This window comes from Hydrocarboniphaga effusa AP103 (genome assembly GCF_000271305.1).
Taxonomy (GTDB): domain Bacteria; phylum Pseudomonadota; class Gammaproteobacteria; order Nevskiales; family Nevskiaceae; genus Hydrocarboniphaga; species Hydrocarboniphaga effusa.
Window position 1 is genome coordinate 994,590 of the sequence record NZ_AKGD01000002.1, and the last position, 21,998, is coordinate 1,016,587.

Annotated in this window: 21 protein-coding genes and 1 tRNA gene; 15 read left to right on the top strand and 7 right to left on the bottom strand. The window is 64.8% G+C overall.

From position 1 onward, the window contains the following. The first annotated feature begins 9 nt into the window (after window positions 1-9). From ribF to ispH, 4 genes are read left to right on the top strand one after another with little or no spacing between them, the layout of a single operon-like run. The gene (ribF, locus tag WQQ_RS15795; RefSeq protein WP_007186228.1) at window positions 10-930 is read left to right on the top strand and encodes a bifunctional riboflavin kinase/FAD synthetase; all 921 of its coding nucleotides are present in this window, start codon (window positions 10-12) and stop codon (window positions 928-930) included. Between the two features lie 45 nt (window positions 931-975). Continuing rightward, window positions 976-3,855 (top strand): isoleucine--tRNA ligase, encoded by a 2,880-nt coding sequence (gene ileS, locus WQQ_RS15800; RefSeq protein WP_007186229.1) that lies wholly within the window; start codon window positions 976-978, stop codon window positions 3,853-3,855. A gap of 10 nt (window positions 3,856-3,865) precedes the next feature. Then, a complete protein-coding gene (gene lspA, locus WQQ_RS15805) occupies window positions 3,866-4,372 on the top strand; it encodes a signal peptidase II (protein ID WP_007186230.1) in 507 nt (168 codons plus the stop codon). Window positions 4,373-4,390: 18 nt separating this feature from the next. Then, window positions 4,391-5,350, top strand: a complete 960-nt coding sequence (gene ispH, locus WQQ_RS15810) for a 4-hydroxy-3-methylbut-2-enyl diphosphate reductase (RefSeq protein ID WP_007186231.1) — start codon at window positions 4,391-4,393, stop codon at window positions 5,348-5,350. Window positions 5,351-5,354: 4 nt separating this feature from the next. Here the strand turns inward: ispH and WQQ_RS15815 are convergent, their stop codons facing one another. The 6 genes from WQQ_RS15815 to WQQ_RS23165 are packed head-to-tail and all read right to left on the bottom strand — an operon-like array spanning window position 5,355 to window position 12,570. After that, window positions 5,355-5,828 (bottom strand): type IV pilin protein, encoded by a 474-nt coding sequence (locus tag WQQ_RS15815; protein ID WP_040454653.1) that lies wholly within the window; start codon window positions 5,826-5,828, stop codon window positions 5,355-5,357. A 5-nt stretch (window positions 5,829-5,833) separates the two neighbouring features. Next, window positions 5,834-9,589 carry a pilus assembly protein gene (locus WQQ_RS15820; protein ID WP_007186233.1) on the bottom strand — a complete coding sequence of 1,252 codons (3,756 nt, stop codon included), beginning with the start codon at window positions 9,587-9,589 and terminating at the stop codon, window positions 5,834-5,836. 14 nt (window positions 9,590-9,603) lie between these two features. After that, complete coding sequence (locus tag WQQ_RS15825) at window positions 9,604-10,212, bottom strand: pilus assembly PilX family protein (protein WP_007186234.1); 609 nt, start codon at window positions 10,210-10,212, stop codon at window positions 9,604-9,606. Beyond that, entirely contained in the window at window positions 10,209-11,369 is a 1,161-nt protein-coding gene (locus WQQ_RS15830; protein WP_007186235.1) for a PilW family protein, read from the bottom strand. The genes WQQ_RS15825 and WQQ_RS15830 overlap by 4 nt, the downstream gene beginning before the upstream one ends. After that, window positions 11,366-11,980, bottom strand: coding sequence for a type IV pilus modification protein PilV (gene pilV / locus WQQ_RS15835; protein ID WP_007186236.1), 615 nt, complete (start codon window positions 11,978-11,980; stop codon window positions 11,366-11,368). Before pilV ends, WQQ_RS15830 begins: the two co-directional genes overlap by 4 nt. Beyond that, window positions 11,971-12,570, bottom strand: a complete 600-nt coding sequence (locus WQQ_RS23165) for a GspH/FimT family pseudopilin (protein WP_007186237.1) — start codon at window positions 12,568-12,570, stop codon at window positions 11,971-11,973. Before WQQ_RS23165 ends, pilV begins: the two co-directional genes overlap by 10 nt. Before the next feature lie 185 nt (window positions 12,571-12,755). Between WQQ_RS23165 and thiO the strand changes: the two genes are divergently transcribed. Beyond that, window positions 12,756-13,838, top strand: a complete 1,083-nt coding sequence (gene thiO / locus WQQ_RS15845; protein ID WP_007186238.1) for a glycine oxidase ThiO — start codon at window positions 12,756-12,758, stop codon at window positions 13,836-13,838. A gap of 11 nt (window positions 13,839-13,849) precedes the next feature. Here thiO and WQQ_RS24665 read toward each other — a convergent pair whose 3' ends face one another. After that, on the bottom strand, window positions 13,850-14,266 hold the full coding sequence (locus WQQ_RS24665; protein WP_007186239.1) for a type IV pilin protein: 417 nt from the start codon (window positions 14,264-14,266) through the stop codon (window positions 13,850-13,852). Between the two features lie 117 nt (window positions 14,267-14,383). Here WQQ_RS24665 and WQQ_RS23170 point away from each other — a divergent pair, with 117 nt between their 5' ends. From WQQ_RS23170 to WQQ_RS15900, 10 genes are all read left to right on the top strand, one after another. Then, window positions 14,384-14,968, top strand: coding sequence for a GspH/FimT family pseudopilin (locus WQQ_RS23170; protein ID WP_007186240.1), 585 nt, complete (start codon window positions 14,384-14,386; stop codon window positions 14,966-14,968). Beyond that, complete coding sequence (locus WQQ_RS23175) at window positions 14,962-15,837, top strand: hypothetical protein (RefSeq protein ID WP_007186241.1); 876 nt, start codon at window positions 14,962-14,964, stop codon at window positions 15,835-15,837. The genes WQQ_RS23170 and WQQ_RS23175 overlap by 7 nt, the downstream gene beginning before the upstream one ends. Before the next feature lie 49 nt (window positions 15,838-15,886). Further along, window positions 15,887-17,113 (top strand): hypothetical protein, encoded by a 1,227-nt coding sequence (locus tag WQQ_RS15865; RefSeq protein ID WP_157534713.1) that lies wholly within the window; start codon window positions 15,887-15,889, stop codon window positions 17,111-17,113. Further along, on the top strand, window positions 17,113-17,667 hold the full coding sequence (locus WQQ_RS15870; protein ID WP_007186243.1) for a prepilin-type N-terminal cleavage/methylation domain-containing protein: 555 nt from the start codon (window positions 17,113-17,115) through the stop codon (window positions 17,665-17,667). Before WQQ_RS15865 ends, WQQ_RS15870 begins: the two co-directional genes overlap by 1 nt. Window positions 17,668-17,753: 86 nt before the next feature. Further along, a tRNA-Thr gene (locus tag WQQ_RS15875) sits at window positions 17,754-17,829 on the top strand. 276 nt (window positions 17,830-18,105) lie between these two features. Further along, the gene (locus WQQ_RS15880) at window positions 18,106-18,732 is read left to right on the top strand and encodes an energy transducer TonB (protein WP_007186244.1); all 627 of its coding nucleotides are present in this window, start codon (window positions 18,106-18,108) and stop codon (window positions 18,730-18,732) included. 26 nt (window positions 18,733-18,758) lie between these two features. Then, on the top strand, window positions 18,759-19,625 hold the full coding sequence (locus WQQ_RS15885) for a MotA/TolQ/ExbB proton channel family protein (RefSeq protein WP_007186245.1): 867 nt from the start codon (window positions 18,759-18,761) through the stop codon (window positions 19,623-19,625). 37 nt (window positions 19,626-19,662) lie between these two features. Then, entirely contained in the window at window positions 19,663-20,091 is a 429-nt protein-coding gene (locus tag WQQ_RS15890) for an ExbD/TolR family protein (protein ID WP_007186246.1), read from the top strand. A 176-nt stretch (window positions 20,092-20,267) separates the two neighbouring features. Further along, the gene (locus WQQ_RS15895) at window positions 20,268-20,702 is read left to right on the top strand and encodes an ExbD/TolR family protein (protein WP_007186247.1); all 435 of its coding nucleotides are present in this window, start codon (window positions 20,268-20,270) and stop codon (window positions 20,700-20,702) included. Between the two features lie 9 nt (window positions 20,703-20,711). After that, window positions 20,712-21,947 carry a hypothetical protein gene (locus tag WQQ_RS15900; RefSeq protein WP_157534715.1) on the top strand — a complete coding sequence of 412 codons (1,236 nt, stop codon included), beginning with the start codon at window positions 20,712-20,714 and terminating at the stop codon, window positions 21,945-21,947. Window positions 21,948-21,998: the final 51 nt, after the last annotated feature.

Below are 21,998 nucleotides of genomic sequence, written 5' to 3' on the forward strand. Positions count from 1 at the left end.
CGAAGTCCCATGGAGCTGATCCGCGGCTTTCACAATCTGCGTGACGAGCATCGCGGCTGCGTGCTGACCATCGGCAATTTCGACGGCATGCACCTGGGCCATCTGGCGCTCGTGCGCAAGACGCAGGAGCTGTCGCAGCGCTTCGGGCTGCCCGCCACGGCGCTGACCTTCGAGCCGTCGCCGCGCGAATTCTTCCAGGGCGACAAGGCGCCGCCGCGCGTGACGACCTTCCGCAGCAAGGTCGCAGCCCTGGCGGCGAGCGGGCTCGATCGCGCCGTGATCGCGCGTTTTTCGGGCGAACTTTCCAAATGCCCGGCCGGCGATTTCGTCGACGAATATCTGGTGCGCCGGCTCGGCGTCGCGGCCATCGTCGTCGGCTACGACTTCCGCTTCGGCCAGAAGCGCGAAGGTGACGAAACCGTGCTGCGCAGCCGCCACGGCCACGAGGTGCATGTCGTCAGCCAGGTGCTCGTCGGCGGCGAACGCAGCAGTTCGACGGCCTTGCGCGAAGCGCTCGCGGAACCCGATTTCGAGCGCGTCGAGCGCCTGCTCGGTCGCCCGTACGCGCTCCTCGGCCGCGTGCGCCACGGCTTGCAGCTCGGCCGCACGCTCGACATGCCGACCGCGAACATCGACCTGCATCGCCCGCTGGCCTTGCGTCACGGCGTCTACGCGGTGCGCGGCAAGGTGCGCGGACGCTGGTGGGATGGCGTCGCGAGCATCGGCGTGCGCCCAACCATCGGCACCACGCGCTGCCTGCTCGAAACCCATCTGTTCGGCGACTGCGGCGATATCTACGGCGAGGAGATGGTCGTCGAATTCCGCGCTTGGCTGCGGCCGGAGCTGAAGTTCGATTCGCTGGCCGAGCTCGCCGCCCGCATGCAGCAGGATGCCGAAGACGCCCGCCGAATCCTGGGCGCCGCCGCCTGAGACTGGCGGCCGGCGCCTTATCCCGATTTTCTTGAAGTGACCACCGTGAACGACGCGACAAAAGACACGACCCAAGCCGGGGCCGAATACAAGACTACCGTCAACCTGCCGGAAACCGCGTTTCCGATGCAGGCCAACCTCGCCAAGCGTGAGCCGGACTGGCTTGCGCGCTGGGAATCGCAGGGTCTTTACGCGCAGATCAGCGCGGCCACCGCGAAGCTGCCGGCGTATCACTTCGTCGACGGCCCGCCGTATGCGAACGGCGACATTCACATCGGCCACGCGGTCAACAAGGTACTCAAGGACATCGTCGTCAAGAGCGCTCGCCTGGCCGGCCATCACGCGCCGTTCGTGCCGGGCTGGGATTGCCACGGCCTGCCGATCGAGCTGCAGGTGGAAAAGAAGTTCGGCAAGGTCGGCGAGAAGCTCGACGCTGCCGCGTTTCGCGCCAAGTGCCGCGAATACGCGCTCGAGCAGGTCGAGCGCCAGCGCGTCGATTTCAAGCGCCTGGGCATTCTCGCGGACTGGGAAAAACCCTATCTGACGATGCAGCCGGCCTACGAGGCCGAGCAGCTGCGCGTGCTCGCGCGCATCGTCGACAACGGTCATGTGGTGCGCGGCTTCAAGCCCGTGCACTGGTGCCTCGATTGCGGATCGTCGCTCGCCGAGGCCGAGGTCGAATATCAGGACAAGCAGTCGACCGCGATCGATGTGGCGTTTCCTGTCGCAGACGAATCTTTGGCCAAGTTCGCTCGGGACTTTGGTGTTTTAGAGGCTCCCGCCGCATTTGTGATCTGGACGACGACGCCTTGGTCGTTGCCCGGTAATCAGGCAATCAGTGTTCACCCTTCGCTGCAGTACGTACTCGCCGACTTCCATTTCGAAGATTCTGAAGTGCGCCGTCTTGTCGTGGCCGAGGGCTTGCTCGAAGCGTGCGCTGCAAGATGGAAGGTTTCCAAGTGGGAGGTTCTGGGAAAGCTGAGCGGCAACGAGTTATTCGGCCTCAATGCGAAGCATCCCTTTGCCGATCGTTTCAGCCCGATCTTGACCGGTGAGCATGTCACGCTCGATGCCGGCACCGGCCTCGTTCACACCGCGCCCGCTCACGGCGTCGATGACTTCGTTGTTTGTCGAGCGCACGGAGTCGAAGTGCTTAATCCGGTAGCGGTGAACGGGACATACAAAGCCGACACCCCAGTGGTTGGCGGCATCTTCCTACGCAAGGCAGAGGGTCCCATTCTCGATGCGCTACGCACTGGCAACGCGCTCGTACATGCCAATTCAATTTCGCACAGCTATCCGCATTGTTGGAGGCACAAGACTCCGCTAATCACGCTGGCGACGCCGCAGTGGTTCATCGCAATGGACATCGCCGGCCTGCGCGGCGCGGCGCTCGAGGCCATCGACCAGACGCGCTGGATTCCGGGTTGGGGCCGCGACCGCATCCACGGCATGGTGGCCGACCGTCCCGACTGGTGCATCTCGCGCCAGCGCACCTGGGGCGTGCCGCTGTCGCTGTTCGTGCACAAGCAGACGCAGGAAAAGCATCCGAAATCGGGCGAGCTGCTGCGCAAGGTCGCCGATGCGATCGAAACCGGCGGGCTCGAAGCCTGGTTCGGTTCGACGGTTGCCGACTGGTTGCCGGCGGGCGAAGCCGAGCAATACGACAAATGCCCCGACACGCTCGATGTCTGGTTCGATTCGGGCAGCGCCTTCCAGTGCTCGTTCAAGGCGACCAATCCCGCTGCGCTCGACGCCGACGGCCTCGCGCCGCAGGCCGACATGTATCTCGAAGGCTCGGACCAGCATCGCGGCTGGTTCCATTCCTCGCTGCTCAACTGCGTCGCCACGCGCGGTGCGTCGCCTTACAAGGCCGTGCTCACGCATGGTTTCACGGTCGACGAGCAGGGTCGCAAGATGAGCAAGTCGCTCGGCAACGTCGTCGCGCCGCAGCAGGTGCTCAAGACGCTCGGTGCCGACGTGCTGCGCCTGTGGGTTTCGGCCAGCGATTACAGCGGCGAAATCGCGATCAGCGACAACCTGCTCAAGCGCATGGCCGATGCGTATCGCCGCATCCGCAACACCGTGCGCTATCTGCTCGGCAACCTGCATGGCTTCGACGTGACGAGCGATCTCGTCGCGCCGAGCGAGATGCTCGCGATGGATCGCTGGGCGATCGCGCAGGCTGCAAAGCTGCAGGATGAAATTCGCGATGCCTATGCGGTGCAGCAGTTCCATTCGGTCTATCAGAAGCTGCACAACTACTGCGTCGTCGATCTCGGCGGCCTGTATCTCGACGTGCTCAAGGATCGCCTCTACACGACGGCGCCGAAGAGCCTCGCGCGCCGCTCCGCGCAGACCGCGCTGCTGCACATCGCAGAGGCAATGGTGCGCTGGATCGCCCCGGTGCTGTCGTTCACGGCCGACGAGATCTGGCAGCTGCTGCCAGGCGATCGCTCGCAGTCGATCTTCGCGCAGCAGTTCTACCAGCTGCCGAGCGTCGATCTGTCGGGCGACGGCATCGACTGGACTCGCCTGGCAGCCGCGCGCGAAGCGGTGAAGAAGCAGCTCGAAGAGCTGCGTGCCGCCGGCATCATCGGCTCGGGTCTCAACGCGAGTGTGCAGCTCTACGCTGACGGGGAACTCGCGCAGACACTCAGCAAGCCGGGCGACGAGCTGCGTTTCTGGTTCATCACTTCGGGCGCGAGCGTGCGTCCGTTCGCCGATGCGCCTGCGAGCGTAACGACGGTGACGCTCGAGAACGGCGATCGGCTCGCGCTGCAGTCGCAGGCCTCGCCACACGAGAAATGCGAGCGCTGCTGGCACCAGGTCGCCGATGTGGGCTCCAATGCCGAGCATCCGACGCTTTGCGGACGCTGCGTGAGCAACGTATTCGGTGACGGCGAAAGCCGTCGCGTGATCTGAGCGCCGCGCCGTGACTTTCCAGTTCCGCAACGTCTATTGGCTCTGGCTCACGGTGCTGACCTTGCTGCTCGATCAGGTCAGCAAGCAGCTCGTCGCCAAGAACATGCAGCTGTTCGACGAGATTCCGCTGCTGCCGTACCTGAACCTCAAGCGCATGCACAACACCGGAGCCGCGTTCTCGATGTTCAGCGATTCGTCGCCACTCGTGTTCGTGGCCATCGGCGTGGTCGTCAGCGTGGGCATCCTGATCTGGCTGCGCCGCAATCCGCGCGGGCAGACGCTGGTCGCGGTGGCGCTGTCGCTGATCATGGGCGGCGCGCTCGGCAACGTCATCGATCGCGTCACCCGCGGCTATGTCGTCGATTTCATCGATTTCTACATCGGCGGCTGGCACTTCGCGGCCTTCAACATCGCCGATACCGCGATCAGCGTGGGCGCCGGCTTCATGGTGCTCGACATGCTGCTCGAAATGTTCCGCAAGAAGCCGCAAGCGCAGCCGCCCGCTGCGAACGGCTGAGTCGCCGAGGATCTCGCCGTGGAAATTCTGCTCGCCAATCCTCGTGGTTTTTGCGCCGGCGTCGACCGCGCTATCGAAATCGTCGAGCGCGCGCTCGAACAGCTCGGTGCGCCGATCTACGTGCGCCACGAAGTCGTGCACAACCGCTTCGTCGTCGAGAGCCTGCGCAACAAGGGCGCGGTGTTCGTCGAGGAAGTGGACCAGGTGCCCGAAGGCGCGGTCTGCATCTTCTCGGCGCACGGGGTCTCGCAGCAGGTTCGCCAGGACGCGAGCGCGCGCAAGCTCACGGTGTTCGACGCGACCTGTCCGCTCGTGACCAAGGTGCACATCGAGGTCAAGCGCTACTCGCGCGAAGGCCGCGAGGTGGTGCTGATCGGCCACGCCGGGCATCCGGAAGTCGAAGGCACGATGGGCCAGTTCGACGAGTCGCAGGGTGGGCGCATCCATTTGGTCGAGACGCCTGACGACGTGCAGACGCTGCCGATCCGCAAGCCCGAGCACATGGCCTACGTGACCCAGACCACCTTGTCGATGGACGACACCGCGCGTGTCATCGATGCGCTGCGTGCACGCTTTCCGATGATCAGCGGGCCGCGCAAGGACGACATCTGCTACGCCACGCAGAACCGCCAGGATTCGGTCAAGGATCTGGCGGCGCAATGCGATGTGCTGCTGGTGGTCGGCTCGCGCAACAGCTCCAACTCGAATCGCCTGCGCGAACTCGCCGAAAGCCGCGGCACGCCGGCCTGGCTGATCGACGGTCCCGACGATATCCAGCCCGAATGGATGAACGGCAAGCTGCGCGTCGGCGTCACCGCTGGTGCCAGCGCGCCCGAGGTGCTCGTGCAGCAGGTCGTCGGCCGGCTCAAGGAACTCGGCGGCAGCGTCGCCAAGGAGCTCGCGGGGCGCGAGGAAACCATCGTGTTCTCGCTGCCGCAGGCTCTGCGCAAGGCCACCGGAGCGGTGCGCAGCAGCTAGGGACTCAGCGGCTCCAGCAGGTCGCCGCGGTGCCCACCGAAGAAAGCCGGATGCCGGTGGAAGTCAGGCACAGGTTCATGCACGTGCTGTCACTGGTTTGGGTGCCGACCGGCTTTGCCATCACCATGTAGCTGGTGCCGACCGCACCGCTCTTGGCTGCGCAGCTGCTCGAATCCATCGCTTCGATGGAGAGCTGGTAGATGGCGTTGGTCGACGCATCCGCGGTGCTCCCGTCACGCGAGAGGTACTGCTGCAGCTGGATGTCCGACAGTGTCCTCGTATAGCTCTTGTGCACGATGAAGTAGCTCTCGAGCCGAGAAGACGCATCGACGAGCGCCGTCTTGGCGACGGTGCGATTCGCGCGCATGACGTAGCTGCGGTAAGACGGCACCGCGATCATCGTCAGAATGCCGACGACGACGACCGTCACCATCAGTTCGATCAACGTAAAGCCACCTTGCGTCCTTGCTGTGGTCATGTCGTTCACGGTTGTCTGATCGCCTTTTCTTCGTCGCCACGCCGCTCGCGCCAGAAGTAAGGGTAGGTGGGAGGATTGATCGTGCTCATGGTCTGCGCGTTGGCGGTCAGCGCGCTCGCGGTCAGCGGACTGAATTCGCCCGGCAGCCCGGGCGATACACCGGCGCCCTGGCGCAGATCACCGAAGCTGTCGGTCATGAATTGGCTGTAGCGCGGCCGCGAATCGCTTAGCGCGACGCCGTAGAGACGGCTCGATCCTTCGGACGGTTCGCAGGATTGCGTGGTCGTGTCGGGCGGCACGTAGGTGCTGAAGAAGCTCGTGCCGTCGGTGCTGAGCGGCTGCGACAGCAGCTTCTCTCCGCTCGCCGACAGCCGCAGTCTCCAGCCCGTGCTGAGGTCGGAGGAGTTCGAGCAGCTGTCGCTGGCGGTGGCGCAGGCGGTGGTCAGATCGGCGAACGCGCTTTGCCCCTTGAGCCCGGCTTCGGTGGTGATGACGTCGTCCTTGGTCAGCGAGCTGGCGGTGCGGAAGTCGCGATAGGCGTAGAGATAGTTTTCGGTGGTGACGTTGAGCGGGTCTTCGCGATCGCCGGAGCCGAACAGCACGACGTCGAAGCTGCCGACGATGGCGGTGCGATACGGCGCGTAATCCGGTGCGTGGAAGAAGCGGCGATCCTGAGTGACGGTGCTGGTGCTGGCGTTGTGGCGGCCGACGCTCGCGAGTGGCGTCGCCACCCACTTGCTGCGATCGCTGCCCGGAAAATCGGCGCGCCACAAGCGGCCGCCGGTGTCGGCGACATAGAGACGATCGGTGATGCCGTCACCATTGGTATCGACGATGGTGACATCGGCCGGAATGCTGTTGACGAGCAGCGGATGCTGGAATGCCTTGGTGCTGCTGTTGTACGGCGTGCTGCTGCTGAACGTGCCTTGCCTGGCCTTCCAGATGAGGTCGCCGGTTTCGGCGTCGACGATGTACAGCGCGTTGCCGACGCTGTCGTCGGTGCCGATGCGTCCATCGCTGCCGCGTGCGTAATCCTTGCCGATCCTGTTATTGCTGCTGTCGCGGCCGCCGTTGTAGCCGCCCGCGAAGATCAGCACCGGCTTGGTCGACGTGCTGCTGCCTTCGGTGACGCTCATGCGGCCGATCTGCGGCGACGAGAAGGTGAGGCCGAGCTCGCTGTAGTTCGATGCCGTGCCCGAAACCAGACCGCTGCTTCGATACAGGCCATCGGGTCCGATGCGCCAGAGCAGCGACGGCGAGTCGGGGTTGGTGACGTTCATGCCGTAGACGTAGCGTCCGCTGCGGCGCAGTCCGAAGAACATCCAGGCGCGGTCGTTGGCGTTGCCCGATTCGATCCTGCCGTCGGCGGGGCCGCCGCTGCTGCTGCGATCCTGCACGAGCACCGCGGGCGCACCGTCGACGCCATACGGGAACTGCGCGGTCGCCACGTTCTCGCGCAGCACCTGCTGCTGGTTCATGACCACGCGCGGCATGAAGCCCCAGTTCTCGACGCCGTCGCTGTTGCGGACCATGCGCAGGTAGCCGTCGGCGGCACCGTAGACGACGCGAATGTCCGGGCTCGCCGCCGTGTAGCCGCCGCGCGCGCCGTAGTTGATCGCCACCGGCCGCGAATGCAGCAGCGCGCCGTGCATCCAGCTGCGACCCGTCACGCCGGTGACGCTGGTTCCGCTGCCCTTGGGCGTCGCGGCGGTGCCGACGTCGAAGCCGCGCGCGTAGAGCAGCAGCGAACGGCGCAGGGTGTCGTCCGCGGTCGCGGTGCCGGTGACGCCGAGATCGGCCTTGAGCTCGTCGCGCACGGTCTGGCTGTCGGCGTCGAGTGCGGCGAGCGACAGCTGCCCCGAGGTTCCGAGCCGATCGAAGAACAGCTGGCGCTGGTTGTCGCCGTTGACGCGCCCCGGGTTGCCTCCGCCGGCGAGCGCGAAGCCTGGAATCTTCTGCCCGGCGCCGCCGAGCGCGGTCGCGCGCCCATCGGCGGACAGGGAGCCGAGCAGGCCCGTGTTGGTCCAGTAGGTCACCGCGCTCGACTTGATGCGGCCGTCGCTGCTGTCGATCGCGAGCGCATTGCGCGCGTCGTAGTACTGATAGTTGTTGCTGCCGTCGACCTTGACGTTGAGCTTCTTGAGATTGCCGTCCCAGCGCGGCGTCTTGTCGACCGAAGGCTTGAACAGCGTGAAGAAAGCCTCGGGACGCACGATCGACGCCTGCGTGAGATCGGCCGTCAGCGTCGGCGTGTTCAGCGAGGCATCGACGCGCAGCACCGGCTTGAGCAACTGCGCCGCGGTCTGCCCGAGGCCGAGCAGGCCGAGGCTGTCGACATAGGTGAGCAAGGTTCCGCCGGCATTGGCGAGCGAGCTCGTGCTCGTCAGCAGGTCCTGGATCAGGAAATACGAATTGAGGCTGATGTCGCGGCCGGTGATGTCCTTGAAGCCCGGGCTCTTGGCCTGCTGCACGACATCGGCGAGCGTGATCGCACCGCTCGGCAGGCCCGGGAAATACGAGCGCAGCGTCGCATCGGACTCGGTGTCGCGAATGTTGTTGGTGAGCATGATGTTGAGCACGTTCGCGGTGCGGCATTCGAGCGGCGGCTGCACGTAGTTGCCGTTGGCGAGCTCGATGCTCGTGTCGCGCGTGAGCAGGCCCGTGAGCCCATCCCAGCGGGCCAGCGGCGCGTTGTAGACATCCTTACCGGCGAGGTAATGCGTGAGCTCCGCATAGACTTCCTTGCCCTGGTACGGCGGCAGCAGCGAGGCCGGCGTGGTCAGCGCGGTGCCGACGAGCGCGGTCGTCGAGTTGAGCAGGTTGGTCGGGTTCAGCGTGTTGGTCAGCAGCGTGGTGACGCGGCTCAGCAGCTGCGTGATCGAGCCTTGATCGACCAGCGAGGTGAAGCCCACGAGCATGTAGGCGCCGTTGCTGCATCCGCTGGTGCTGCGTCGGGGGCCTGGAATGCTCGCGCTGTCGGCGAAGCTGCAGTTGGCGCCGGGCGATCCGGTCAAATTGCTGCGGTCGGCATGCGACAGCATGATCGCGACTTTCGAATTGATCAGGTTGTTGAGGATCGATTCGAGCAGACCGAGCAGTCCCACCTGGCCGAGATTCAGGATGCCGCTGAACGTGCTGTTGAGCAGGCCGAGAATCGCGGCCGGCAGCTGGCCGACGACGGTGGTCAGCAGGGGGCTCACGAGCCCGGTGACGAGCTGGCCGACGAATCCGCCGAGCAGGCCGTTGACGATGGTGCCCAGCAGCGGAATGCCGAGCAGGAAATTCAGGGTGCCGCAGGTCAGGGTCGACACGCCGCCGAGCAGCGGGGCCAGCAGCGGACCCAAGAGCGGCAGCTGCACGACCGGCGAAGTCACGCCGAGCAGTCCATACAGGTCGCACAGGGCCGTTGCGCTGCCGCTGCAGGTCGTGCTGCTGGTGCAGGTGTAGTTGCCGATGAGCAGGTTGGTCAGGAACTGCGCCGGATTGCTGGTGATGCCCGCCAGCAGATCACTGAGCACCATCGTGTTGGTGATATTGAGGCAGAGCTGCGGCGCGCTCGGATTGTTCGGGTTGCTGGTCTGCGTCAGCACGCTGTTGCAGATGCCGAGCAGGTTCAGGTCGAGCACGATCACCGTGTACGGCGGCTTGATGCTGTTGTTGGCCGGATTGGTGTAGATCTCGATGTCGTCGGCGACGGCGTACTGCGTGCAGACGATCAGCCCGAGCAGCAGCGCGCAAAGACGATGCACCCATTTCTTCATGGCCGATGTCCTCATCATTGCTGTGTCAGACCCTTGATCTGCGCCACGCGCACGTAAATCCCCTGCGCTACTTCGGCACCGCCCTGCGGGGCAGAGCCATCGTTGGTCGAGACCCGGTCGTAGCCGGCGATCAGCGTGAACGATGCAAGCTGGAAGCGATCGCCGCTGTCGCCGCGGCGCAGCGCGTTCACCGGAGCGTAGTCTCCGCTGCCGACCGACTCGCGGCGCAGCGCGGCGTACGAATAACCCTTGTGGATCGTCGCGGGCAACAGGTTCACGTCGACCTTGTCGGACGGGCAGCTGAAACCCTGCTGGGCCGACAGATCGCTAGAACTCAGCTTGTCCCCGATCGCGCAGCCCTGCACGTAGTTGGAGCCCGGCAATACCGGCAGGCGATCGACCTGGGTCTTGCGATAGGCCCACATGCCATCGAGCGCGGTCTGTCCGTTCTGCAGCGCATCGACGCGCCCGACCTCGTTCTGCGCGAGTCGCAGGTCGATGTTGCCCGCGCGCATCGCCGCCAGTCCGAGCAGGGTGATGATGACGAGGAAGAACACCGCGGTGGCGAGGGCCGCGCCGTGTTCGTTGCGGGATGGCGGTCGGGCGTGCGCGTGATGGTTCATGGCGATGTCTCGGCCCCCGGGTTGCGCAGATAGACCGTGGTGGAATAGACGCGCCGATAGTAGCGCTTGGCCGTGGTGTCACTGTCCGACGCGGGCGCGTAGCTGTCCGCGTCGCCGAGCTTGTAGGTCTTGTCGTCGGTGTACGAGCCGTCGGACGTCGACGAGCGTACGCGTAGGGCGATCTGCGCGGTGACGGCGTTGACGGCGATGCTTCGATCGCTCGGCGTATCGGTGAAGCTGTCCGGCGCGCCGTCGTTGTTGGTATCGAGCCCCCAGGTGATCTGCAGGTCTTCGATGCCTTCGGCTAGGCACTCGGTGTAGAAGCCGAGCGCGCTGCTGCTGCCGCTGCAGCTCGCGGTTTCGCCGCTGCCCGAGTAGCCGCTGCTGCAAAGTTCCTTGCGGCACAGCGAAGGAATTCCGTCACCATCCGTGCGCGCGTAGTTACGCACGTAGTAGATGCGCGGCAGAAAGCGCGAGTAGCTGCGCGGTGCGGATATCGGTGGATTGATGCCGGTAGTGAATGCCGCGTCGCTGGCGTTGTCCGCGGCGGTCGCGGCCGAGGGCCAGCGCACGAGCGCGCCGGCGACGCCATTGGTCATCAGGTAGAAGCCGTAGGGAGTGCCGGTGATCTGCGAGGCGGAAGACGCTTGGGTGAGCGAGACTTGGCCGACCGCGCGGCGGATCGCGACCGCGTCGGTACCGCTGCGATAACCGCCGACGCAACGCCATTTCGAAGCGATGCCTGCGGTTTCCTTGTGATTGCGAAACTCGACGCGGTTGCTGCGCACGCCGGTGCTGTCCCTGACCTTGAGCCTCAGCGCCCAGCGATCGGTGGCGGCGGCTCCGCAGTCGAGTGCGGCGGTCAGTGCGGTCGAGGCCGAGGTGTCGCTGAACGCGGCGGCGTCGAAATCGGGTTGCACTTCCTCGACGCGGCCCATGCCGCCCCAGTAGCCGGCCATGCTCAGCTCGCGCGACAGCGTCGACAGCGCGAAGCGCGCCTGGTCCTGCATGCTCGCGAGCATTTCATTCTGGCGGTTGCTGCGATTGGTGTAGACGAACAGCGTGCCGACGCCGACCAGCAGCACGAGACCCAGCGTGAGGCTGATCATGAGCTCGACGAGCGTCAGGCCGCGTTGCGAGTGGAGCGAGCGTTTCATACGAACTCGATGACGATGTACTGGCGGATCGCATCGGCCGTGCCGCTGGCCGGATCGGTGTAGCGGCCCAGGCCGGTGCCGCAGCTGTCGTAGCCATCCTCGCTCGACAGCAACTGCGTCTGCGTGTTGTTGAAGCTGCGCCAGGCCACAACCACGCGATATTTGCTGCCGATCCTCTTCACGCAGCCGGTCGGCGAAACCAGACCGCCGACCGCGTCGCTGCCGATTTTCTCCTCGCTGCCGAGCAGCTTCTGACCCCATTGTTTGAGATCCCAGCCGGCCAGCTGGCTCAGTGTGCAGACCGAGCTCGAGCAGTCGGTTGAGGAGGTGATGGCGGTCGCGTCGTTCGTCAGCACGCCATCGAGATACAAGGCTTTGTTCGCATCGGAGACCAGGGCATTGGAGGATACCGCGCGGATGCGCTCGATCATGTCCTGGGCCAGCGCCGCGGCCGCCGTCCGCTGCGTGGTTTCGTAGCCCACTTTCTTCGAGGCCGCCTGCAGGCCGGCCACGGTGAGCAAGCCCACCGCAGTGACGAAGATCGTGATCAGCACTTCCACCAGCGTGAAGCCGGCGGCGCCTCGCGGTCTGGCGGGCGGGATCAGGCGCATGCGCCGGTGGTGTCTGCGGTACCGATCGCACGCAGGCTCACGTAACCGCTCAGCGCGATCTCGACGCGCCGGCTGTCCTTCAGGCGCCCGCTTTTGTCGCAGAGCGTGAAGTTCAAGGACTGCGCGGTGCGCCCGTTGCTGCCGAACTGCACGACCGGCGTGTCGGCGGTGGCGCTGAGCTTGATGGTGAAGGCATCGCCGCTGCCATCGGCAGTCACCCGGCCCACCGGATCGAACACGCCGATGATGTCGTCGGCGCTCGCGGGTTCGCTCGCGTCGACGCTGCCATTGGTGTCGCGATAGATGATCCAGCCCTGCGACCACCTGCCGCTGGCGATCGCGCAGCTCGGTGTGGAGCCGGTGGTGAAGTAGTTGCGCCGGCAGACGCTGATCGTGGTGTTGCGCGCGATCGCTTCGCTGCGCGCCTGGTTCAGCGCGGCCATCAGCAGGCGTCCACCCTGAGCCCGTGATGCGCCGAGCCCTTGCGTCTGGAACTGCGGAACCGCAATCGCCATCAGGATGGCGGCGATGCTCACGGTGACCAGCAGCTCGAGCAGCGTGAATCCGGAGTGTCGAGGGATGAACGGCATGTCACCGTTATACCAACGGCCCAAAGGCCGACCGTAGAGCCCTGACGGGCGGTGTTGCTTTGCAGGCTCAAGGGAAACTGCGGACAATTCGCCGCGTTTTGTGGCCCGGGGCGCATGCAACGGCCCCGGGCCGCTCCTTCGATCGAATTGACTTGCGCATTTCGTTCCGCACTCCGAGTCGAGTCTTGGCACTGTCTCCTCCGCAACACGTCATCATCGTCGGCGCCGGTGCGCTCGGCATGCTTACCGCGCTCGAGCTGCATCGCCGCGGCCTGCGCGTCAGCCTGGTCGAGAAAGGGCGGGCGGGGCGCGAATCTTCCTGGGCTGGCGGCGGCATTCTGAGCCCGATCCTGCCCTGGAACTACCCGGAGCCGATCTGGCGGCTGAGCCGTCGCAGCCTGGACCTCTACCAGGCGCTGGGCATCGAGCTGGCCGGGCGGACGGGCGTCGATCCCGAGCTCAGCGCGAGCGGCGCCATTTCGCTCGACCCGCAGCCACGCGCGCAGGCGTTCGCCTGGTGCGAGCGCGAGCGGCTCGAAGCGCGGCCCTGGCGCGGACCGCTCTATATCGGCGGCCCGGAGCAGTCCGGCGTGGCGCTGCCGTGGATCGGTCATGTGCGCAATCCCCGGCTCTGTCGCGCCTTGCGTTCGCATTTGCTGCAGCTCGGAGTCGAGTTGCTCGAGCATTGCGCGGTGACCGGCTGGTACATGAAGGCCGGTCGGGTCGTCGGCGTGCGGACCGCTGACGGCGAACGCCGTGCCGATGCGGTGGTGCTCGCGGCCGGGGCCTGGAGTGCGCAGCTCGAAGCGTCGCTGCCGGTGGCGCCCGTGCGCGGCCAGATGCTGCTGCTGGCCTGTGAGCCCGGGCGACTCGCGAGCATCGTGTTTCGTGACGGGCGTTACCTGATTCCGCGCCGTGACGGGCGCATCCTCGTCGGCAGTACGGTGGAGCACGGTGGTTTCGACACGGCCGTCAGCGCACAGGCACGTGAGGAACTGCTGGGCTTCGCGGTCGAAGTCCTCGGCCGCGAGGTGGCCGGCAAGGTCGAGCATCACTGGGCTGGCTTGCGTCCGGGAACCCGCGACGAGCTGCCCTACATCGGCGAGCACCCCGATCTGCCGGGGCTATTCCTGAATACCGGACACTATCGAAACGGACTCATCATGGGCCCGGCGTCGGCCGAGCTGCTCGCCGATCTGATGCTCGGCCGTCCGACGCGCATCGACGCCGCGCCGTACCGTGCGGAGCGTGCCCGGCGGCGGGCCTGAGCGGCGGAGCCTCAGCGCCAGCACTCGTTCGGATGGTGCTGGCCGCTCTGGTCGACTTCTAGCACCTTGCAGTCGATCGGCCCCTGATGGTCCTGGTTCTGCGCCCCGATCGACGTCGCCGTCGCGCGCAACACGTAGCTTGTGGCGTTGGCGACGGGAACCGACCACTCGTAACGACCGTCTCTCGACTGCTGGGCCAGGCCCAGCTCGCTGGCGTCGGCATAGCTGGGATTCACTGCGCGCCAGCGCTCCTGCTGCAATTGCAGTTGCGTCAGGCTGGCCTGCGCCTCGCTGCGTCGTGTCTTGATCAAACCGTCGCGATAGCTGCTGGCGGCCATCGACGCGAGCAAGCCGATCACGAGCAGGGTCATCGCGAGCTCGACCAGGGTGTAGCCCGGCGAAAGGGAGGGAATTCGGTTCGTGTGCATCCGTGGCTCCGTGTTTGAACGGATTCTGCGTGCGGATGCGCCGCGAATCGGTGAACTCGCGCGCATTTGAATGCGACGGCGACGTTTAGATTGATGCGCATCGCAAACGGATGCGCCATGAGATCGTTCCCTGAACCCTGCGACCGCGTCGTCGGTTATTCGCTGATCGAGGCGATGGTCGTCGTGGCGGTGATCGCGATCGTGTTGTCGATCGCCATTCCGTCGTATGCCGCCATGACGGCGAGAGCACGGCTGCGCTCCGCGGCCGACCATCTGCGCAACGATCTGGGCGAAGCCAGAACCCAGGCATTGCAGCGCGGACAGCCGGTTTACCTGAGCTTCTCGCGCAGCGAGGACGGAGCGAGCTGGTGTTGGGGCATGAGCCTGCAAAGCGGATGCGACTGCACTCGGCAGGACGAGAGCTCGGCCCGCTATTGCTATCTCGACCTCGACGCCACGCGCTCGCCGGCTCGCCGTTTGTCTCGCGTGGTCGACAGCAAGCGCTATCCGCAGGTTCGTCTCGACGGCTTGCCGTTCGGAGGCTCCTTGCGATTGAGCCCGGTGCGGCCGGAAACACTGGCCGGCAACGCGAGTTTCAGTGCACGGGGACAAAGCCTGCGCCTCGTCGCGAGCCGCTCCGGGCGTTTGCGCCTCTGCTCGCCAAGGGGGGCGCAATACCTGGCAGGGATGCCCACATGCTGAGGCAAGGTGGCTGGACGCTGATCGAGCTCATGCTTTCGCTGAGCCTCGGCCTGATCGTCACCGGCAGCGCCCTGGCGCTGCTCATGACCACTTTGGCGACGAGCCGCGATGCACTGGATCTGGTTCGCCTGAATCAGGACGTACGTCACCTCGTGAACAGCATGCAGCGCGATTTTCTGCGGGCCGGATACTGGCAGGCGATGGACGCGGTCGCGCATGTATCGGCTCGCTGTGATCTGCAGATACTCGATGCCGGAGCAGGCAGCCTCACGGTTCGCGCGATCGTCTCGGGTGGCGGTTCACCGTGTTCTGCATTTGGTGCGCCACTATCCGCCGACCTGCTGCCGGGACGCGGCCTGGTGATCAGTCAGCTCGATCCGCAGGGCCAGCCTGTCGTGAAAAAACTGCGCATCGAAACGGTGGTCGATGCCAGCCGGCTCATGGTCGCGGGTTCGCTGGCCCTGCCACTGGTCGCGGCCGGCAGCTGGACCATCGACAATCCGTTCTCGACGATCGCCCAAACGGGTGATTGCCTGGTGTTCGGCTACGACGAGGACGGCGACGGCCGGCGCAGCGATCAGGAGTGGTTCGGCTATCGCCTCGATGCGGGTGCGCATGCGGTTCGCGGCGTCAACAATGCACGTAACTGCCAGTCCGGCGATTGGGAGAACATCAGCGACGAGCGAACCGTGGCGGTTTCCGCGTTGAGACTGCAGCTTCCTTTCTCCGTGCTGCAGACGGGAGCGGGAACCGACTTGCGCCGCAACGTGGCGACGCTGCAGATGGAAGCCAGCCTCAAGCGCGATGCGCGGGCCGATCGACAGCCGCAAGCGCGTGCGCGGATTCGCAACGATGCTCAGGCCTGGTAAGCCTGCGATGTTTCAACGTGGAGCGGCCGCGCTCGCGAGCGTGATCGTCATGCTCGGCCTGATCAGTCTGGTCACGCTCGGATTCGTCGTCGCCCTGCTCGGGGAGCAGCGCAGTCTGGCGAGCGAGGAGAGATCGCAGCTGGCCGCGATGCTCGCCGACTCCGCGCTCGATCAAGGGATCGCCTACCTGCGCCGCAATGCCTGGGACATCACGGGGCAGGGCGGAGCGGGTCCGGTTCCGGCGCACTGGAGACCGTGTTCGGCATCGAACATCGATCCGCCTTGCGGTGATGGTACTCGCAACCTGTACGACCACCGCTGGCTCGCCTACGCCGATGTTCCAGGTCTGAGACCGGTCTCGTCGGGATCGTGCCGCGTTCACTACCTGGTACGGGTCGTCGACGGCGACGCTGCCGCATTCGAAACCGTCACCGTCTTATCGCAGGGATCGACACGGGATGGAATGGGGCAGGCCCGGCAGCGCGTTTCCATTCGATTGAATCCCCGCGTATCCGCCGTCGCGGCGGCTCCGCTGATCGCGGCAGGCGCGCTGACGGTGAGCGACGATGTGAGCGTCGTCGTCGACGATGCGCTCGGCAAGCCGAGGTCGGCCTGGGCTTCGGCCGATGCACGCTTCATCGGTGCTTCCCGAAGCTGTCTGCGCAGTGAGTACCTGGCGGGCGCGCAGGAGCCGACCGCCGATTGCGGCGCCTGCCGCTGTCCCGACGAACCTACGCGCTTGCTCAGCAAGGCGGCCGCGGAAGGCGCTGATGTCTTCGATCGCGACGGCAATGTGGGACACAACCCCGATGTCACCTCGTACATTTCCGATCCGCTGCTGCAGTTTTTCGGCCTGTCGCGATCCAGGGCGGCGCTGTTGTATGGCGAAGCGGTCGCAATCGCCGGCTGCGCTGCGTTGACCGAGGCTTCTAACGGACTGTTCTGGATCGATGGTCCTTGTTCGATACCCGCGAACCGGCTGGCCGGTGCATCCGACGCGCCGCTGGTCCTGATCGTCGGGGGCGGAGATTTGAGCTTGGGAGCGGGCAGTCGTCTGCATGGCCTCGTGATCATGCTGCCCGCGCCGGGGATCGCCGCGCAGATCGACTTGTCCGAGAGCGCAATCTTCGTTGGCGCGCTCGTTTCGGCCGGGGGCATGACCGTTTCGGGTGCCGGAGCGCTGATCCATGACGTGCCCCTGCTGCGCAAGCTCGCACAAGGGCGTGGAGGCCTGATCGCCCTGGCGCCGGTTCCCGGCAGTTGGCGCGACTGGTGATGGTCTCGATCGAACGACAGCGCGGACTCGGCCTCGTCGAAGTGCTGCTGGCGCTGCTCGTGCTCGGAATCGGCATGCTCGCGCTCGGCCGACTCACGGCGCTGGCCTTGCGTGAGATCGAGATCGGGCGGGCGCGGGCCGTGGCAGTGCAGCTGGCGCGAGAGAAACTCGAAGATTTACGAAGTTTCGCGCAACTTGAGGCGGGGCCTGCCGGAATCTTCGGTTTCGACGAGATCGGTTCCTCCGACGGTGGTGCGGAAACCGAGCTGGGCAATCTGCAGTTGCCTGCCGGAGGGCTGGAAATCGACGGGCTGAAATTCACGCGAGAATGGACGATCCGCCCGTTCTACCTCTGTGATGCAGAAACGGCCGCCACGGAAGAAGCCTGCATCCCCGGGCGACGTGCCGACCTGCTCTGGATCACGATGACGCTGTCATGGATCGATCTGAGCGGCGCTGCGGGTTCGGTGATCGTCGAGGCCGCTATCGCTGCATTCGAGCCGGCGCTCTCCTCCCAAGCCCTTCTGCGCCCATCGCCCGTTCTTGCACCGTAATTAGACATGCCGGGAATACTGAAATAACGTCACTGGGTGACGGAACGTTGTCGCCCGCGGATCACCGCCCTATAATCCGCGCCCCTGCCGGGATAGCTCAGTCGGTAGAGCGACTGATTCGTAATCAGTAGGTCGGAGGTTCGATTCCTCTTTCCGGCACCATCGATGAAAAACTTAGAAAGCCGCTATCGTTTCGTATAGCGGCTTTTTTTGTTGGGCCGAAGCAAAATCAGTGCACGCCGGTTTGAAACCGTATAGTGGACTGGCTATCATCGGTGACGGGTATTGCCGAAGATGCTCAATCTTGGCTAGACCTGTCGGTTCAAAAGTTCAACAATCAAGGTAGATGGCAGTCTTATGCCAATCAGCCGGTAATAAATGAAGCGCTTTTAAAAGTGGCTTCATATTGAGACTGCAATAGTCACTTGGAGGAGCTGGATGGAATTCGGTCAACGTCGAGATCCTACTCGGCGCGTTGTCGGGCTTGTCGGTGTGGTGCTGTTCCACGTACTGCTGGTTTGGGGCCTCGTGAGCGGTTTGGCACGCAAGGCCGTAGAGCTGCTGCCTGCACCGATTGAAACCAAGATTCTCGAGGACGCTCCGGTCGAGGAAGAGCCGCCGCCTCCGCCTCCGCCCCCGAAGCTGGACGTTCCGCCGCCGCCGTTCATCCCGCCGCCGGAAATCACGATCCAGACGGCGCCGCCACCGACCAATACGATCACGACGACGCAAACCCCGCCGCCGCCGACCCCGGCTCCGCAGCCGGCACCGCGTCCCGCGGGCGTCAGCAAGGCTCCGGTCGTCAAGGCCAAGGCCTGCCGCGAACCCGAGTATCCGGCCGTTTCCGAGCGTCTCGGCGAGACCGGCACGGTGCTGCTGCAGCTGCTCGTCGGTGTCGATGGCAGGGTCACTGAAAGCAAGATCGAAAAGAGCAGCGGCTTCGAGCGTCTGGACAAAGCCGCGCAACAAGCGTTGTCACGCTGCAAGTTCGAACCCGGTACGACGGACGGTCAACCGACCGCGGCCTGGGCTCAACTCAAGTACACATTCCGCAAGCAGAACTGATCACGATTTTTTTGAGGAGCCAACAGATGTCTTTCACGAAGCACCTGCTGCAGGCCCTGACCGTCGCCGGTCTGATGGCCTTGTCGCCCACCATTCTGGCCCAGGATCCGGCTCCGGCCGCCCCGGCTGAAACCGCCGCTCCCGTTGAAGCGGCTCCCGCAGAGGCCGCCCCCGCAGAGGCCGCCCCGGCTGCTCCCGCAGGTGACCACGAGACGATCGCCGTCGAAAACCCCTACGGCATCGGCGCACTGTGGGCGCAGGGCGACTTCGTCGCCAAGGGCGTACTGGTGCTGATGCTGATCATGTCGGGTGCCACCTGGTACATCATGATCGTCAAGTTCATCGACCAGCAGAAGCTGAGCAGCCAGGCCAAGGCGGCCAACGCCACGTTCTGGTCGAGCCGCTCGGTCGAGGAAGGCGCCAAGTCGCTCAAGGCCGGCACGCCGTTCTGGTACATCGCCGACCGCGGCATCGCGGCGAGCAACCATCACGAAGGCACGCTGGTCGAGCAGATCGACCTGTCGAGCTGGATCACGATGAGCATCAACCGCGCCGTCGACGAGATCCAGAGCCGGCTGCAGGGTGGCCTGGCGGTTCTCGCCACCGTGGGTTCCACCGCACCGTTCGTGGGTCTGTTCGGCACGGTCTGGGGCATCTACCACGCACTGACCGCCATCGGTATCTCGGGCCAGGCCTCGATCGACAAGGTCGCGGGTCCGGTCGGTGAAGCACTGATCATGACCGCCATCGGTCTGGCGGTCGCCGTGCCGGCGGTCATGGGCTACAACTGGCTGGTCCGTCGCAACAAGGCGGGAATGGAGACGGTGCGCAGCTTCAGCGCGGACCTGCACTCGGTGCTGCTGTCGGGCACGCGCGTCGGCGAAAAGAAGTAAGGCCTAGAAAACTCCCAGCCAGAAGCAGGAGAACGCCATGGCCATGCAAGTAGGCGGAGACGACGAAGGCGAAGACGCCGTCGTCTCCGCGATCAACACCACGCCGCTGGTCGACGTGATGCTGGTGCTGCTGATCATCTTTTTGATCACGATTCCGGTGGTGACGCAGACGGTACCGGTGAAGCTGCCGAACGAGCGCAACCAGGCGCTGCAGACCAAGCCCGAGAACATCGTGATCGCGATCGACAAGGACGGGAACATGTACTGGAACGTCACGCGCATTCCGGATACCAACGCCCTGTTCGAGAAGCTGAAGGTGGAAGCGGTGAAGGTCCCGCAGCCGGAAGTGCACATTCGCGGTGATCAGACGAGTCGTTACCAGGCTGTTGGGCAAGTGATGGTGACGTGCCAGCGTGCGGGTATCGCGAAAGTCGGGTTCATTCTCGAACCGCCGCCGAGAGGCTAAGCAACAAGATTGTCCCCTCTCCCGCGTGCGGGAGAGGGTGGTGCGAAGCACCGGGAGAGGGGCTGATCGGAAAGTGCGCTCACTTTTCAGGCGAACCCTCTCTCCCCTTGCTCACGCAAGGGACTCTCTCCCGCAAGCGGGAGAGAGGACCAATCAAATCGAACGGAGCAATCCCAATGGGCATGAACGTAGGAAGCGGCGGTGGCTCCGGTGATCCGGAAGTCGTTGTCGACGTCAATACCACGCCGCTGATCGACGTGATGCTGGTGCTGCTGGTGATGCTGATCATCACGATCCCGATCCAGACGCACGCGGTGAAACTCGACATGCCACAGGCGAACAGCCCGCCGAGCGACGCGCCGCCACCGCCCGCGGTGGACCTGGAGATCGACTTCGACGGCACGATTCTGTGGAACGGCTCGCCGATGGACCGCGGCACGCTCGAAGCGAACTTCCGTCGCGAAGGTCATGCCGACGTCGCCAACCAGAGCGAGTTTCACATTCGTCCAAACAAGCTCGTGGAATACAAGTACGTTGCGGGTGTCTTAGCCAGCGCACAGCGCAACGGCGTGACCAAGATCGGCATCGTCGGCAACGAACAGTTCATGTAGGTATAGACCATGACTCAGACTTTTAAGCGAAACCGTCTTTCGGCCCTCGTTCTGCTCATGGCGGCTCAAGCCGCAGTGAGTGGCGTGGCATTCGCGGCCGGCAAGCAGACCATCAGCGCCGAAGTGGGCGCTCCGCTGCAGGAGGCACAGAAGGCACTTCAGTCCAAGAACTACAAGGAAGCCTCTGCCAAAATTTCAGCCGCCGAAGCAGCCGGCAAGGGAAAGCTCACTTCGTACGAAAGCTTTGTCATTGAACAGCTGAAGTCTTCGGCCGCGTTGGGGCAGGGCGACTACAAGTCCGCGTTGGCCGCTTACGATCAGATCCTGGCTTCGCCGGAACTGCCGGAAGGCGAAAAGGTTCAGCGCCTCGATGCCTACGTGAAGATCGCCTATACCGCCAAGGATTACGCCAAGACGGCCGAAGCGATCCAGAAGTACAAGGCGGCTGGCGGCACCAGCCCCGACACCCTCGGCCTGTACGCGCAGAGCCTGTATCTCGCCGGCAAGTACAAGGAAGCCGGTGCCGAACTGACGAGCCAGATCAATGCGCTCGAGGCGGCCGGCAAGAAGCCCACCGATACGCAGCTGCAGCTGCTGGCCTCGTGCGCGCTCAAGCAGAACGACATGAACGCGTACGCGGCGGCGCTCGAGAAGATCGTCACCTTCACGCCGAAGCCCGAATACTGGCTCGACCTGATCGTGCGTACGGGCAACAAGGCTGGCTTCTCGCCGGCGCTGACGCTCGACACGTATCGCCTGCGCAAGGCCACCGGCACGATGGAAAAGACCGGCGACTACATGGAAGCCGCGCAGCTCGCGCTGCAGGCCGGCTATCCGGCTGAAGCCAAGGGCTTCGTCGACGAAGGCTATTCCAAGAAGCTGCTCGGTGAAGGTGCCGATGCGCCGCGTCATCAGCGCCTAAAGGATCTGGTTGCGAAGAAGCTCACCGAAGATCAGGCCACGCTGGCCGAAGGCGAAAAGGCCGCTGCCGCGCAGGCCACCGGCGACGCGCTCGTCGCCACCGGCTTCAACCTCGTGACCTACGGCCAGAACGACAAGGGCCTGCAGCTGATCCAGCAGGGCATCGCCAAGGGCGGTCTGAAGGCTCCGGAACAGGCCAAGCTGCATCTCGGCGTGGCGCAGGTGCTGGCCGGCAAGAAGTCCGAGGCGAACAAGACTTTCGCAGGCGTCGGCGGGACCGATGGCTCGAAGGATCTCGCCCGTCTTTGGACGCTCGTCCGCTAGGACTGGGACTTAAGCCTTCGACATAAGGAAAATGGCCGCGAGAGCGGCCAT